Origin of the sequence: Pseudomonas sp. JUb52, from assembly GCF_004341115.1 — a bacterium.
GTDB classification, from domain to species: Bacteria; Pseudomonadota; Gammaproteobacteria; order Pseudomonadales; family Pseudomonadaceae; genus Chryseomonas; species Chryseomonas oryzihabitans.
The window spans coordinates 70,236-84,794 of record NZ_SLYS01000004.1; the positions used below are offsets into that span (position 1 = coordinate 70,236).

At 68.7% G+C, this 14,559-nt stretch carries 13 protein-coding genes; 7 read left to right on the forward strand and 6 right to left on the reverse strand.

All coding sequences use genetic code 11. From position 1 onward, the window contains the following. The first annotated feature begins 13 nt into the window (after nt 1-13). The gene (locus tag EC839_RS08215) at nt 14-2,092 is read left to right on the forward strand and encodes a GGDEF and EAL domain-containing protein (protein WP_007161178.1); all 2,079 of its coding nucleotides are present in this window, start codon (nt 14-16) and stop codon (nt 2,090-2,092) included. Between the two features lie 27 nt (nt 2,093-2,119). On the opposite strand, the gene serB is transcribed toward EC839_RS08215, so the two are convergent. After that, nucleotides 2,120-3,274 carry a phosphoserine phosphatase SerB gene (gene serB / locus EC839_RS08220; protein WP_007161179.1) on the reverse strand — a complete coding sequence of 385 codons (1,155 nt, stop codon included), beginning with the start codon at nt 3,272-3,274 and terminating at the stop codon, nt 2,120-2,122. A 189-nt stretch (nt 3,275-3,463) separates the two neighbouring features. Between serB and EC839_RS08225 the strand changes: the two genes are divergently transcribed. The 3 genes from EC839_RS08225 (at nt 3,464) to EC839_RS08235 (ending at nt 7,256) form a co-directional block, all read left to right on the forward strand. Next, nucleotides 3,464-4,966 (forward strand): AhpA/YtjB family protein, encoded by a 1,503-nt coding sequence (locus tag EC839_RS08225; RefSeq protein WP_007161180.1) that lies wholly within the window; start codon nt 3,464-3,466, stop codon nt 4,964-4,966. A 21-nt stretch (nt 4,967-4,987) separates the two neighbouring features. Continuing rightward, the gene (locus tag EC839_RS08230; RefSeq protein WP_132832504.1) at nt 4,988-6,526 is read left to right on the forward strand and encodes a C13 family peptidase; all 1,539 of its coding nucleotides are present in this window, start codon (nt 4,988-4,990) and stop codon (nt 6,524-6,526) included. A gap of 88 nt (nt 6,527-6,614) precedes the next feature. Then, entirely contained in the window at nt 6,615-7,256 is a 642-nt protein-coding gene (locus EC839_RS08235) for an oxidoreductase (RefSeq protein WP_007161182.1), read from the forward strand. A gap of 316 nt (nt 7,257-7,572) precedes the next feature. Here the strand turns inward: EC839_RS08235 and EC839_RS08240 are convergent, their stop codons facing one another. After that, a complete protein-coding gene (locus EC839_RS08240) occupies nt 7,573-8,508 on the reverse strand; it encodes a LysR substrate-binding domain-containing protein (protein ID WP_007161183.1) in 936 nt (311 codons plus the stop codon). A gap of 126 nt (nt 8,509-8,634) precedes the next feature. On the opposite strand from EC839_RS08240, the gene EC839_RS08245 reads away from it, so the two are divergent. Together EC839_RS08245 and EC839_RS08250 are read left to right on the forward strand one after the other, a co-directional pair. Then, nucleotides 8,635-10,011 (forward strand): L-serine ammonia-lyase, encoded by a 1,377-nt coding sequence (locus tag EC839_RS08245; RefSeq protein WP_007161184.1) that lies wholly within the window; start codon nt 8,635-8,637, stop codon nt 10,009-10,011. Nucleotides 10,012-10,074: 63 nt separating this feature from the next. Then, nucleotides 10,075-10,551, forward strand: a complete 477-nt coding sequence (locus EC839_RS08250; protein ID WP_007161185.1) for a YbaK/EbsC family protein — start codon at nt 10,075-10,077, stop codon at nt 10,549-10,551. Here the strand turns inward: EC839_RS08250 and EC839_RS24490 are convergent. Next, nucleotides 10,539-10,667 carry a hypothetical protein gene (locus EC839_RS24490; RefSeq protein ID WP_007161186.1) on the reverse strand — a complete coding sequence of 43 codons (129 nt, stop codon included), beginning with the start codon at nt 10,665-10,667 and terminating at the stop codon, nt 10,539-10,541. The two genes, EC839_RS08250 and EC839_RS24490, sit on opposite strands and share 13 nt — an antisense overlap. Nucleotides 10,668-10,812: 145 nt before the next feature. Between EC839_RS24490 and EC839_RS08255 the strand changes: the two genes are divergently transcribed. After that, nucleotides 10,813-12,216 carry a PLP-dependent aminotransferase family protein gene (locus EC839_RS08255; protein WP_007161187.1) on the forward strand — a complete coding sequence of 468 codons (1,404 nt, stop codon included), beginning with the start codon at nt 10,813-10,815 and terminating at the stop codon, nt 12,214-12,216. Here EC839_RS08255 and EC839_RS08260 read toward each other — a convergent pair. From EC839_RS08260 to mpl, 3 genes are read right to left on the reverse strand one after another with little or no spacing between them, the layout of a single operon-like run. Continuing rightward, nucleotides 12,213-12,512 carry a YceK/YidQ family lipoprotein gene (locus EC839_RS08260; RefSeq protein ID WP_007161188.1) on the reverse strand — a complete coding sequence of 100 codons (300 nt, stop codon included), beginning with the start codon at nt 12,510-12,512 and terminating at the stop codon, nt 12,213-12,215. The two genes, EC839_RS08255 and EC839_RS08260, sit on opposite strands and share 4 nt — an antisense overlap. Further along, complete coding sequence (gene ubiX / locus EC839_RS08265; protein WP_007161189.1) at nt 12,505-13,137, reverse strand: flavin prenyltransferase UbiX; 633 nt, start codon at nt 13,135-13,137, stop codon at nt 12,505-12,507. The genes EC839_RS08260 and ubiX overlap by 8 nt, the downstream gene beginning before the upstream one ends. Then, nucleotides 13,137-14,492, reverse strand: a complete 1,356-nt coding sequence (gene mpl / locus EC839_RS08270; protein ID WP_007161190.1) for a UDP-N-acetylmuramate:L-alanyl-gamma-D-glutamyl-meso-diaminopimelate ligase — start codon at nt 14,490-14,492, stop codon at nt 13,137-13,139. Before mpl ends, ubiX begins: the two co-directional genes overlap by 1 nt. Between the last annotated feature and the right edge of the window lie 67 nt (nt 14,493-14,559).

Genomic DNA, 14,559 nt, shown 5'->3' on the forward strand with positions numbered 1-14,559 from the left:
GCGCGAATAGACCATGGCCGCCGAACACAGTGCGATCCGCCTGTTACTGCTCGAAGCATCGCAGAACGAGGCGGAACGCCTGGTCAGCCTGTTCCGCAACGCCGGACGGGCGACGCGGGCCCAGCGCCTGGCCGACCCCGCGGGCCTCGACGAACTGCTGTCCCAGTCCTGGGACCTCGCCATCCTCGCCCCGCCCTCGCCTGAACTCGACAGCCTGAGCGCGCTGCGCCAGTTGCGTCGCCGCGTGCCCCAGCTCGCCGTCATCCAGCGGGTGCCGCCGGACGATCCCGCAGCGGTGCTCGACGCCCTGCGCCTGGGCGCCCGCGACGGCATCGCCAGCGACAATGACGAGCACCTGCTGCTGGCCAGCCTGCGCGAACTCGGCAACCTGGCCGAGCGCCTCGAACGCCGGCGCCTGGAGCAGGCCCTGGCCGAGGCCGAACAGCGCTGCCAGCTGCTCCTGGCCAACGCCGTGGAAGCGGTCGCCTATGTCCACGACGGCCTGCATATCCACGTCAATTCGGCCTATGTGGAGCTGCTGGGCTATCCGTCCGCGGAGGACCTAGAGATCACCCCGCTGATGGACCTCATCGCCGCCGCCGATCAGCCGGCGCTGCGCGAGGCCTTTCGTCAGTTGCGCGACGACCCCAGCCCCCTCGAACTGGACTGCCGGTGCGTCCGCCAGGACGGCAGCACCCTCGGCGTGCGCCTGCGCCTGACGCCGGCCATCTACCTCGACGAACCCTGCGTGCAGCTGCACCTGCGCGAGGAACGCGCGGCCCCGGCCGCCGAGGCCCTCGAGGAACAGCTGCGCGAGGTGCGCTTCCAGGACACCCTCACCGGGCTGCTCAATCGCAGCCGCATGCTCGAGCTGCTCGAAGATGCCTTGGAACGCGCCCGACTCGGCGCGCCGGCCAGCTTCGCCTACCTGAGCATCGATCGCTATCCGACCCTGCTGGCGGAGCTGGGCATAGGCGCCATGGACGAGTTGCTGGTGGCCCTGGCCGAGCGCCTGCGCGAGCACTTCGGCACCCTGGTGACCCTCTCGCGCTTCGCCGATGACGCCTTTACCGCCCTCCTGCCGCAGGCGGCCGACGCCAGCCTGGACAGCGCCTTCGAGCGCCTGCTCGGTCGTCAGGAGCGGCAGCCGCTGACCCTGGCCGGGCGCACCCTGGCCATCAGCTATTCCATCGGCGTGGTCAGCCTGGACAACCACACCAAGAGCGCCGGTGATCTGGTGGACCGGGCGCACCGCTCCGCGCGCCAGGTCGCCCAGCGCGGCGGCAACGCCTGCAAACGCTACGATCCCCAGGAAGAGCTGGCCGCCGCCGCCAATCGCGGCAATCTGGTAGCCATGGTCAAGCAGGCCCTGCAGCAGAACGGCTTCCGCCTGCTGTTCCAGCCGGTGATCGGCCTGCGCGGCAGCAGCCACGAGTACTACGAGGCGCTGCTGCGGCTGGTCAATCCCCAGGGCGAAGAGGTCTCACCGGCCGAATTCGCCCGCACCGCGCGCGACAGCGGCCTGAGCGGCCAGATCGATCGCTGGGTGATCCAGCAGGCGGTGCGTCAGCTGGGCGAACACCGCGCCCGCGGCCACGGTACCCGCATCTTCGTGCACCTCTCGGGCGCGACCCTCGGTGATCTGGAGTTGCTGCCCTGGCTGCGGGAAACCCTGCAGGGGCAACAGCTGGACGCCGAGGCGGTGATCTTCCAGCTCAGCGAAGAAGACCTGCTGGCCCAGCCGGAGCAGGCCCTGGCCATGGCGCAGCGCCTGCGCCGCCAGGGTCATCCGGTCACCCTGAGCGGCTTTGCCGCCGGCGATCCGCCCCTGGCGGCGCTGCGACTGCTGGTACCGGATTACGTCAAGCTGTCGGGCAAGCTGATCAAGGATCTGGGACAGCCGGAGCATCAGGAGCGGCTCAAGGCCATGGTCGCCGAGTTGAGCGCCCAGAACGTCCAGACCATCGCGCCCTTCGTCGAGAGCGCCAGCGTGCTGGCCCAACTCTGGCAGGTCGGGGTGCACTTCATCCAGGGCTACTACCTGCAGGAGCCCAGTCAGGCGATGGACTACGAATTCCACCCCGAGCACTAGGGCTCGGGGTGGCCGTCGAACGCGACCTCAGCCGCGGGTAAGCCGGTCATCCACACCGAGCAGATAGAGCACGCCATCCAGGCCCAGCACGCTCACCGACTGGCGCGCGGACTGGCGCACCAGCGGCTTGGCGCGAAAGGCCACGCCCAGCCCGGCCAGGGCCAGCATCGGCAGGTCGTTGGCGCCGTCGCCCACGGCGATGGTCTGCTCCAGCGTCAGGCCTTCACGGCTGGCCAGTTCCTGCAGCAGATCGGCCTTGCGCTGGGCATCGACGATGGGCTCGACGGCGCGGCCGGTCAGCTTGCCATCGACGATCTCCAGTTCGTTGGCATAGACGTAGTCGATGCCCAGACGTGCCTGCACCTGACGGGCGAAATAGGTGAAGCCGCCGGAAAGGATGGCGGTCTTGTAGCCCAGCCGCTTCAACTCGGCAAACAGCCGCTCGGCGCCCTCGGTCAGGCGCAGGCCGGCACCGATGTCTTCCAGTACCTCTTCGGACAGGCCCTGCAGCAGCGCCATGCGCTCGGTGAAGCTGGCGCGGAAGTCGATCTCGCCACGCATGGCGCGCTCGGTGATGGCCGCCACCCGCTCGCCGATGCCGGCGGCCTTGGCCAGTTCATCGATGACCTCGGCCTGGATCAGGGTGCTGTCCATGTCGAACACCGCCAGGCGGCGATGCTGCCGCTGCAGATCGTCAGGTTGCCAGCCGATGTCGGCCTGGCCTTCCTGGGCCAGCGCCAGCAGCCCCGCGCGCAGCGCCTGGGGCTCGTGCGGCTCGCCGGTGACGCGCAGCTCCAGGGCGGCGCGCGTGGTCGCGCCCGGCTCGCTCAGGGCGCGGATGGCATGGATGTTCAGGCCCTGCTCGCGGCACAGCGCGGCCAGGCGGGTCAGCGGCAAATCGGCCAGGGAGCGACCCATCAGCGTCAGGACATGGGCTTCGCCGGTCTCCGGCGCCGGCTGCGCCAGGGGCGCCACCTGCAGGCCCAGGGCCTGCAGCGCCTGCCCCAAGGCGGCGCCGGCACTGGCCGGACTGACCAGCAGGGTCACGGCGGCACTGTTGTCCAGCCCCTGCTGCTGCAGCGATTCCAGCCGGGCACCGGCCGCGGCCAGGGCGCCGGTGAGAGCAGCCAACCAGTCGGCGGGCAGGATGCCCACGGCCTGGAGTCCGATAACGTCTTGCATGGCGATCCCCTCGCGGAAAAGCGCGCAGTCTACCCTTTCGCCCCGACGGTGCCGAGCCATGGGCACCGGCTGGCGGCGGGAGTCCACCGCCGGCCTCTTTTGCGGGCGAAGCCCTGCATTCGCCGTTTTCGCACCCCTGGCGCGCTGGTTATACTGGCCGCACATTTTTTGTCCAAAGAAACGATTTCTGTGACCCGCCCCGCGACCGTCAAGCCCGATAATTTCTTCCTGCTGATCTACCGAGCCCTGCGCCAGCGTCGTGTCCCGGTGGCCTTGCGCATCGTTTCCCACAGCCTGCTGCTGGTGGCGGCCGCCCTGGTGATCTATGCCGGCATCATGAGCATGCAGTTCCGCCATGCCATGCAGCAGCAGGCCGACGCCGTCGGCCAGAGCCTGGTGACCCAGACCGCCAACTCCGCCGCCGAATTGCTGGTGGCCAATGACAACCTCAGCCTCAATGTGCTGCTGAGCAACCTGGCGCGCAATCCGCTGGTGGCCCATGCCGCGGTCTACAGCCCGGACAACCGGGTGCTGGCCGAATCCGGCACGCGCCCGAGCCAAGGCCTGCTGACCGCCACCGACGGCATCTACAGCACGCCGATCCGCTTTCAGGACGTCACCGCCGGCCAGGTGCGCCTGGCGCTGGACATGGACCAGTTCCAGCAGCCGATGATGATCAGCCTGCAGAACATGGGACTGCTGGGCCTCATCCTGCTGGCCCTGACGCTGATCCTCAGCCTGCGCCTCGGGCGCCAGCTGTCAACGCCGCTGCTGGAGCTGCGCGTCTGGCTGCGCGATCCCGATGACCCCGCCCCGGGCGCCGGTCGCCTCGACGAACTGGGCGACCTGGCTCGTCAGCTGCAGAGCCGCCTGGTACCGCCCAAGCCGCCCAAGCCGCCCAAGGCGGAAGTGGCCGACGAAGACGACGATCCCTTCGCCGACGAGCAGGGCGGCCTGAGCGTCAAGCCGCCTGCGCGCAAGGCTGCCGCCAAACCGGCCGCGCGCAAGGCGCCCGTGGCGGACGCCGACAGCGAGCTGGACGCCGACGCCTTCGCCGAGCTGGTACCGGACTCCTTCACCGAGCCGCCGCCCACGCCCGCTCCGGTGGTGCCCACCGAACCCGATATCGTCACCTCCGCGGTGCTGGCCATCCAGCTCGGCGCCCAGGACCAGCTCAGCCGGCTGCCGCGCAGCCGCCTCGAACAGCTGCTGGAGCGCTATCGCGACTGCCTGCAGCAGGCCACCGAGCTCTATGACGGCGAACTCCACACCCTCAAGGACGGGGGCAGCCTGATCCTCTTCCACGAGCGCAGCGACGACGACGACTACCTGACCCGCGCCCTCTGCTGCGGCGAGATCATGCGTGCCCTGGGTCATGCGCTGCAGGTGGAAGTGGTGGGCAGCGGTGCAACCCTGCAGCTGCAGCTGGGTCTGACGCAGGGCGAACGCCTCGCCGGCCTGGAGCTTGCCCAATTGCTGGAAAACACCACCGTACGCAATGCCCAGGCGCTGAGTCGCCACAGTCGCAACCTGTTGCTGGTCGAGCAGAGCATCGCCGAGGACGAGCTGCTGCGTAAACGCGCCCGTATCCGCACCATCGCCAGCCCCGCCGGGGCCAGTTGCGTGGAGCGTCTCCTGGAACCCTACTCCGCGACGCTGGAGCGTCACCTGGTCCGGCTCGAGGCGCGTTAAAGCGCCCGCCCGACCCCACCTATGAGCGCCCTCCTGCCCCGTCTCGCCCTCGTCGCGCTGTTGCTGGCGGCCTGCGCTGCCCAGGCGGCGCCCAGTGCGAGCAGTGTGCGGCTGCCCGATGGCGGGGTCTATACCGGCGACATCGTCAGCGGCCTGCTCAACGGCAGCGGGCGCATCGAGTGGCCCAATGGCAACTGGCTCAAGGGCCGCTTCAAGGACGGCCTGGCCGAAGGCCCCGGCGAGCAGCAATTCGCCGACGGCACCTACTACCAGGGTACCTTTCGCCGCGGTCTCTACCATGGCCAGGGCAATCTGATCAGCAGCAGCGGCTGGGAATACCACGGCAGCTTCGTCAACGGTCGCATGCAGGGCCAGGGTTCCAAGCTCGACAGCGACGGCACCCAGACCATCGGCACCTTCAACGACGGCCACCTCAACGGCGTCGGCCAGTGGCGGGAGCCGGGCGGCGATCGCTACGACGGCGAATTCGTCGACGACCAGTTCGAAGGTGCCGGCGTCTATCGCAGCGCTGGTGGCGATCTCTGGCGCGGGCGCTTCAGTGGCGGCGAGCTGACCGGCAACGGTGAATTCGTCGGCAGCGACAGCAGCCAGTACCGCGGCGCCTTCCGCAACTGGAAGTTCGACGGCCAGGGCGTGCTCACCAACAGCGACGGCAGCGTCTATCGCGGCAACTTCGCCGATGGCGTCTATGCCGGCATGGGCGTCCTGACCCGCGCCGACGGCCAGGTGGAACGGGGTCTCTGGGAGGGCGGCAAGCGCATCCGCGACGACCAGGGCCAGTACATCGCCGATCCACTGGAGCGTGCCCTGCTCGATCAGGGCAAGGTGCTCGAGCAGGAATTGCAGCAGATCCCCGCCTCCACCCCGGCCACCGAGCTCTATGGCCTGGTGCTGGCCGGTGACGGCGGCCAGGGCGTGTTCCAGCGCGAGGCCAACTATGTGGCCAACTTCCTGATCACCACCTGGGGCGCCCGCGACGTCGTCCATCTGATCAACGCCAAGGACATCCGCAGCGATCATCCGCTGGCCACCCGCGAGAATCTCTATCAGAGCCTGCAGGCCCTGGCCCAGCGCACCGGTCCGGAAGACCTGATCCTCATCTACCTGACCAGCCACGGCTCGGCCGACCATCAGCTGGTGCTCTCCCAGCCGGGCCTGGATCTCTCCAGCCTGCCGGCGGCGGAGCTCGGCCGCCTGCTCGCGCCGCTGCGCGGTCGCGACAAGCTGATCATCGTCTCCAGCTGCTACAGCGGCGGCTTCATCCCGCAACTGCAGGACGACCATACCCTGGTGATGACCGCCTCCAAGGCCGATCGCACCTCCTTCGGCTGCACCGACGAAGCCGATTTCACCTATTTCGGCCGCGCCCTGTTCGCCGAGGCCTTCCAGCACACCGACGATCCCGAGCAGGCCTTCCAGCGCGCCCGCGACACCGTCTCGGTGCGCGAGAAGACCGAAGGCTTCGACCCGTCCGAGCCGCAGCTCTGGGCACCGCCGGCCGTGCTGCAGAAGTGGCGCGCCTGGCGCGCGGGTCGCTGAGAGCCGCCTTTGCCCGGGGCTTTGACGAACAACCGGAACGCCTGAGGTCCAACCTGACATCAGCGGTCGCCGCTACAAGGAGAGCCCCGTGTACCTGACGCCTCAGCATGCCCTCATCGCCGGCGCCACTGGCCTGACCGGCGAACACCTGCTCGACCGCCTCCTCAACGAGCCGACGGTCCCCCGGGTGCTGGCGCCGACCCGCCGTCCGCTGGCGGAACACGCCCGGCTGGACAATCCGGTAGGTGACCTCAACAGCCTGCTGCCGACCCTGGAAGGCCCACTGGACGTGGCCTTCTGCTGCCTGGGCACTACCATGAAGCAGGCCGGCTCCGAAGCCGCCTTTCGCGCCGTGGACTATGGCCTGCCCCTGGCGGTCGGCCAACGCGCCCTGGAACTGGGCGCCCGCCACTACATCGTGGTCAGCGCCATTGGCGCCGACTCTCAGTCCTCGATCTTCTACAACAAGGTCAAGGGCGAGCTGGAAGAGGCCCTGCGCGCCCAGGGCTGGACGCAACTGACCCTGGCGCGACCGTCGCTGCTGATCGGCCAGCGCCAGGAAGAACGCCTGGGCGAGCGCCTGGCCGCCCCCTTGTCGCAATGGCTGCCCGGCAAGTGGCACGGCATCGAAGCCGCCGTGCTGGCCCGCGCGCTGTGGCGCCTGGCCTTGGAAGAAGGCAAGGGCGTGCGCGTGGTCGAATCGGACGAATTGCGCAAGCTGGGGCGATAGAGGCTTAGAGCCAGAGGCGGGGTTGCCGCCCTCGCGGTCATGGCGGTCATGGCGGTCCGCCGATGCGGCCACTCCCCGCTCGGACAGCTCCCTCTCCCTCCGGGAGAGGATTGGGTGAGGGCGCGCCTCACAACGAAGCTACCCGCGGAAAAGGCTGTGCCGTTTACCACGCTACGGAGCCTGCACAAGACCCTCCTCGCTCGGATAAGCCCCCTCTCCCTCTGGGAGAGGGCTGGGGTGAGGGCGCATCCCACGACAAACTCACCAGCGGAAAAGGCTGCGCCGTTTTCCACACTACCGAGCTATCAAGGCCCCCTCAGGCCGGCTGGGCCAGCACCATCTGGTCGACCTCCTGCACCAGCCAGTCGTGCAGGGCGCGCAGGCGGGGATCGGCCAGGGCGCCCTGGGCATAGAGCAGCATGTACCTCTTGTGCGCCGGTACCGAACGGCCGAAGGGCGGCACCACCAGCACGCCACGGACCAGCTCGTCGGTGATCAGGGCGCGGCGAGCGATGGCCACCCCCATGCCGGCGATGGCCGCCTCGATGGTCAGGTGGTTGCGGTTGAAGGTGTGCCCCCGGCGCACATCCAGCGCCGGCGCGCCGATGCTGGCCAGATAAAACTCCCACTCGGCGTATTCGTAGCTGCCGCGCCAGGCGGTGATGTCGTGCAGCAGCGGATAGAATTCCAGGTCCTCCGGCCGCTCCAGCGGTGGTCGCCCCGCCAGCAGGCCGGGCGCGCAGACCGGAAAGATCTCTTCCTCCATCAGCGGCGTCGACGCCAGGCCCGGATAGCTGCCGTCGTTGAGGTCGATGGCCAGGTCGAATTCGCCCTCGCGCAGCGACCAGCTGCTGTCTTCGGCCACCAGCCGCAGTTGCAGGTCGGGAAAGCGCGCCTGCAGCCGCGGCAGTCGCGGCGTCAGCCACTTGCCCAGGAACGAGGGGATCGACCTGAGGCGCACCACGCCGCCGAACTGGCCGGCGTTGAGACGGCGCAATTCGGCGTCGATAAGCCCATAGGCCTGATTCAGGGTGGTTGCCAGGCGCTGGCCTTCGGCGGTCAGCTCCAGGCCACGGGCCACCCGGTGAAACAGCTTGAAGCCCAGGCGCTCTTCCAGCTGGCGCATCTGCTGGCTGATGGCGCCCGGCGTCACGTGCAGCTCTTCGGCGCAGCGCGTGAAGGACAGGTGCCGGGCGGCGCAGGCGAAGACCTGCAACCAGGCCTGGGTTTGAGCGTTGAGGATCCGGCTCATCGATGAGTTCCGCTAAAGGATCGCTTAGAAGCTTTCGTTTGTGCGAGCTGAGGGCTTATCACCACTATGAGCCATCCGCCGGCACCTTGTCTGGCGACCATTCAAGCTCAATCAGGGATTATCGTCATGGCCATCAGCGTCTTCGACCTGTTCAAAATCGGCGTGGGTCCGTCCAGTTCCCATACCGTGGGCCCGATGCGGGCCGGCGCCCTGTTCGCCCAGCGCCTGGTCGACGAAGGTCTGCTGGAACAGGTCAAGCGGGTCGAGGTACGCCTTTACGGTTCGCTGTCGGCCACCGGCGTCGGCCATGGCACCGACCGCGCCACCCTGATCGGCCTCATGGGCGAATGGCCGGATCGCGTCGATCCCGCCGCTGTGGAGCCGCGCATCGAAGCCCTGCGCAATGAGCGCCAGCTGCTGCTGGCCGGGCGCCAGGCGATCCACTTCGACTGGCAGGAAGACCTGCTGCTCCTGGACGAGAGCCTGCCCTATCACCCCAATGCCATGACCCTGACCGCCTTTGGCGCCACCGGCGAGGTGGCCGAGGCAACCTACTATTCCATCGGTGGTGGCTTCGTGGTGGACGCCGCCCAGGCCGCCAGCGGCGTGCTGGACAACGACACCACCGAACTGCCCTACGACTTCTCCAGCGGCGCGGAGCTGCTGCAGCTGTGTCGCCGTCATGGCCTGGGCGTGGCCGAGCTGATGCTGGCCAACGAAAAGAGCTGGCGCTCCGAGGAAGAGATCCGCAGCGGCCTGCTGCGCATTTGGAACGTGATGCGCGAATGCGTGCAGAACGGTCTCGCCAACGAGGGCATCCTGCCCGGCGGCCTCAAGGTGCGTCGCCGCGCCGCCCGCCTGCACCAGAGTCTGCAGGCCATCGGCAAGCCCAACGTCATCGGCTCCACCCTCTCCGCCATGGAGTGGGTCAACCTCTTCGCCCTGGCGGTGAACGAGGAGAACGCCGCCGGCGGACGCATGGTCACCGCGCCCACCAACGGCGCGGCCGGGATCATCCCGGCGGTGCTGATGTACTACATGAAATTCAATCCCGACGCCTGCGACGACGACGTGGTGCGCTTCATGCTCGCCGCCGCCGCGGTCGGCATCCTGTGCAAGAAGAACGCCTCCATCTCCGGTGCCGAGGTGGGCTGCCAGGGTGAGGTCGGCTCGGCCTGCGCCATGGCCGCGGCCGGTCTGGCCGAGGTGCTGGGCGCCAGCCCGGCGCAGCTGGAAAACGCCGCCGAGATCGGCCTGGAGCACAACCTGGGACTGACCTGCGATCCGGTCGGCGGCCTGGTGCAGGTGCCCTGCATCGAGCGCAATGCCATCGCCGCGGTCAAGGCGATCAACGCCGCCCAGATGGCCCTGCGCGGCGACGGCGAGCACTTCATCTCCCTCGACCAGGTGATCCGCACCATGAAGGAAACCGGCGCGGACATGCACAGCAAGTACAAGGAAACCTCGCGCGGCGGCCTGGCCGTGACCTTCGTGGAGTGCTGAGTCAGCCTTGACGCGGGCGGTACGGATTGCCGAAAGTCGGGGTTTACCTGCACGGGAAGTCCCATGAGCCTCGACTCCGTCCGCCAGCACCTCGCCCGCATCGCCCCCGATCTCGAGATCCTCGAGGCCACCACCATTACCGCGACCGTCACCCTGGCGGCGGCCGCCCACGGCGTGGAGCCGGGGCGGATCGCCAAGACCTTGGGGCTGAAAGTCGGGGAGCAGCAGTTGCTGCTGGTGGCTCGCGGCGATGCGCGCCTGGACAACCGCAAGCTCAAGGCCGCCTTCGGTGGCAAGGCCAAGCTGCTCGATGCCGCCACCGTGGAAGGCCTTACCGGGCATCCGGTGGGCGGCGTCTGCCCGTTCGGGCTGGCCACCCCGCTGCCGGTCTATTGCGACGAATCGCTGAAAGCCTTCGACGAGGTGCTACCGGCCGCGGGTGCCATCCACAGCTGCGTGCGCCTCACCCCGGAGCGGCTGGCCGCCCTCAGCGAGGCGCGCTGGGTGGATGTCTGCGAGGTGGGCGATCAGCGCAGCTGATCGTTCTTTTCCACGTCGCGCCGATCCTTATTCAGCACCACGCAGGCGTAGTAGCCGCCGCCGAGCAGGATGAGCGCGAGCAGGCTGAAGAGAATCATGAAGATACCATCGTCCATGGCTGCCTCCGAGGGATGCCAGAAAGGGATGGATAAAGCTTAGGCCTCCCGCCGCCCGCGTTACAGCAGCAGGTAGACACATGAAAAACCGGATCAGATGGGGCCCTGCTCGCTATAGTGACGGTCTCCCCTGCCCTGGCCCTGCATGAAGCGCTACGAAAGATTCGCCAACCAGCTCGCCACCCTGATGACCCGCGGTGTCCTCGCCCCCGGCGAGCGGCTGCCCTCGGTACGCAGCGCCAGCCAGACCCATGGCATCAGCCCCTCCACGGTGTTCCAGGCCTATTACCTGCTGGAGAGTCGCGGGCTGATCGAGGCCCGCGAGCGGTCCGGCTATTTCGTCCGCGAACCTGCCCGGGCGCGCGACGCGGCGCCGCTGCTGGCGCCTCTGGAAGGTACCGAGGTCGCGGTGAGCGACCTGGTCTATTCGGTGCTGCAGTCGCTGCAGGATCCGGACATCGTGCCCTTCGGCTCGGCTTTTCCCAGCCCCGATCTCTTTCCCCTGGCGCGCCTGGCCCGCAGCATGGCCCACGGCCTGCGCGACCTGCCCGCCCAGGACCTCACCGCCTACGTCACCCCCGGTCATCCCGAGTTGCGCCGGCAGATCGCCCGGCGCTACGGCCTGGCCGGCATGCCGGAGGTCGGCGAAGAACTGGTGATCACCCACGGCGCCCTGGAGGCGCTGAATCTGGGGCTGCAGAGCCTGACCCGTCCCGGTGATCTGGTGGCGGTGGAAAGCCCGGCCTTCTACGCCAGCCTGCAGGTGCTGGAACGGCTGCAGCTCAAGGCGGTGGAGATTCCCGTCGACGCCGAGCGCGGGCTCAACCTGGACGCCCTGGAAGAAGCCCTGAGTCGCCTGCCGATCAAGGCCTGCTGGTTCATGAGCGGCCTGCAAAATCCCACCGGGGTCAGTCTCGACGACCGCGCTCAGCAGCGCCTCTATGGCCTGCTGCAACGCCATCAGGTCCCGCTGCTGGAAGACGACGTCTATGCCGAGCTCTACAGCGGCAGCGAACCGCACCGCCCGGTCAAGCGCCTCGACCGCGACGGCCTGGTGCTGCACTGCGGCTCCTTTTCCAAGTGCCTGGCGCCCGGCTATCGCATCGGCTGGATCGCCGCCGGTCGCCAGGCCGGCGCCGTCGCGCGGTTGCGGCTGATGACCACCATCACCCCCTCGATGCCGGCCCAGGCCGCCCTGGCCGATTATCTGCAGCATGGCGGCTATGATCGCCACCTGCGTCGTCTGCGACTGAGTCTCGATCGCCAGCGCCAGGCCATGCTGACTGCGGCGCGGCGCTACTTTCCCGCCGACACCCACGTCAGCCGGCCCCAGGGTGGCTACTTTCTCTGGTTTGAATTACCTACCCGGGTGGACAGCCTGGCGCTCTACCGCCAGGCCCTGGCCGAAGGCATCAGCCTGGCGCCAGGCCCGATCTTTTCCGCGCAGCAAGGCTTTCGCCACTGCATCAGACTCAATTGCGGCCACCCCTGGGACGCCCGCAGCGAGGCGGCCATGGCCAGGCTCGGCGAGTTGCTGAAGGCGTTCTAGAGGCCGCCGCGCACATTGCCCCGCCCACCGATGGCGGCCGGCAGGGACAGCGGCAGCAGCAGGGTGTCGAGCAGGGCGCTGGCGGGCAGGTCCAGTACCGGCCAGGCCGGCGCCTCGGCGCCGAAGCGCTCCCAAGCGCAGCAGCCGCCCTGCAGGGCATAGAGATCCAGCCGCGTGCCGGCATAGACCACCGGCGCGCCGGGCTTGGCGGCGTCCAGGGTGCGCGCCGTGGCGCAGCCGCCGAGGACCAGCACGGTCGTCAGCAGCAGGCCGAGGCGCGCGACGGCCCTAGTCATCGTTGCCGGACAGGTGATGTTCGCCCCAGCGCGGCAGCATGTCCTGGGGGATGCCCAGGGTGTTGAGGATGCGCGCCACCACGAAGTCCACCAGGTCGTCGAGGGTCTGCGGCTGGTGGTAGAAGCCCGGCGAGGCTGGCAGGATGGTCACGCCCAGGTTGGACAGCTTGAGCATGTTTTCCAGGTGGATGCTGGAAAACGGCGACTCGCGCGGCACCAGGATCAGTTGTCGCCGCTCCTTGAGGGCCACGTCGGCGGCGCGCTCGATGAGGTTGTTGCTGGCCCCGGTGGCGATGGCCGAGAGGGTGCCGGTGGAACAGGGGCAGACCACCATGGCCGCCGGGGCGCTGGAACCGGACGCCGGCGGCGCCATCCAGTCGCTCTGACCGAACACCCGCACCTGGCCCGGCGCCGCGCCGGTGTATTCGGTGAGAAAGGCCTGCATGGCCTGGGGCTTGGGCGGCAGCACCACGTCGGTCTCGGTGGCCATCACCAGCTGCGCGGCCTTGGAGATGAGGAAGTGCACCTCGCGCTCCTCCTGTACCAGGCAGTCCAGCAGGCGCAGGCCGTACTGGGAGCCGGAGGCGCCGGTCAGCGCCAGGGTGATGCGTTCCGGGCCGGCCATCATGCCTGCTCCAGGGCGGCGGCCAGCTTGCCGTGCAGGCCGCCGAAGCCGCCGTTGCTCATGATCACCACGTGGGTGGGGCCGTCCAGCTCGGCCTGGACCCGGGTGATGATCGCCTCCAGGGAATCGCAGACCACGGCCGGTACGGCGCAGGCCTCGGCGGTGCCGGCCAGGTCCCAGCCCAGATTCGGCGGGGCGTACCAGATGACGCTGTCGGCGCCGGTGACGCTGGCCGGCAGGCCGTCACGATGGGCGCCCAGCTTCATGGAATTGGAGCGCGGCTCGATGACGGCGATGATCCGCTCGCTGCCGACCCGGGCACGCAGGCCCTGCAGGGTGGTGGCGATGGCGGTGGGATGGTGGGCGAAGTCGTCGTAGACGGTCACGCCGCGCACCTCGGCGACCTTTTCCATGCGCCGCTTCACGCTGCGGAATGCGCTCAGGGCGGCGACGCCCAGGCTCGGTACCACGCCAACGTGACGAGCCGCGGCCAGGGTGGCCAGGGCATTGGCCACGTTGTGCTGGCCGGTCAATTCCCAGTTCACCGTGCCCTGCACCGCGCCGTCGAACAGCACCTCGAAGCGCGAGCCGTCCTCGGCCAGCAGGCGGGCCTGCCACTGACCACCTGCGCCAGTGGTCTGCACCGGGGTCCAGCAGCCCATCTCCAGCACCCGCACCAGGGCCGTTTCGGCGGTGGGGTGGATGATCAGGCCGCTGCTGGGGATGGTCCGCACCAGATGGTGGAACTGCCGCTCGATGGCCGCCAGATCCGGGAAGATGTCCGCGTGATCGTATTCCAGATTGTTGAGGATGGTGGTTCGCGGCCGGTAGTGGACGAACTTGGATCTCTTGTCGAAGAAGGCGCTGTCGTATTCGTCGGCTTCCACCACGAAGAAGGGCGTGCCGCCCAGGCGCGCCGAGATGCCGAAATTCTGTGGCACCCCGCCGATGAGAAAGCCCGGACTCATGCCGGCGTGCTCCAGCACCCAGGCCAGCATGCTGGTGGTGGTGGTCTTGCCATGGGTGCCGGCGACCGCCAGCACCCAGCGGCCCTGCAGGACGTGCTCGGCCAGCCACTGGGGACCGGAGACATAGGGCAGGCCCTTATCCAGCACGTATTCCACCGTCGGATTGCCGCGCGACAGGGCGTTGCCGATCACCACCAGGTCCGGTGCCGGATCGAGTTGGGCTGGATCGTAGCCCTGGGTCAGCTCGATGCCCTGGGCTTCCAGCTGGGTGCTCATGGGCGGATAGACGTTGGCGTCGGAGCCGGTCACGCGATGGCCGGCTTCCTTGGCCAGCACCGCGAGCGACCCCATGAAGGTGCCGCAGATACCGAGGATGTGGATATGCATGACAGGCGGGCTCCGCTGCAGATTGAACGGCGGCAAGGTTAGCACGGGGGGCCGCGCCGCCGGAGCG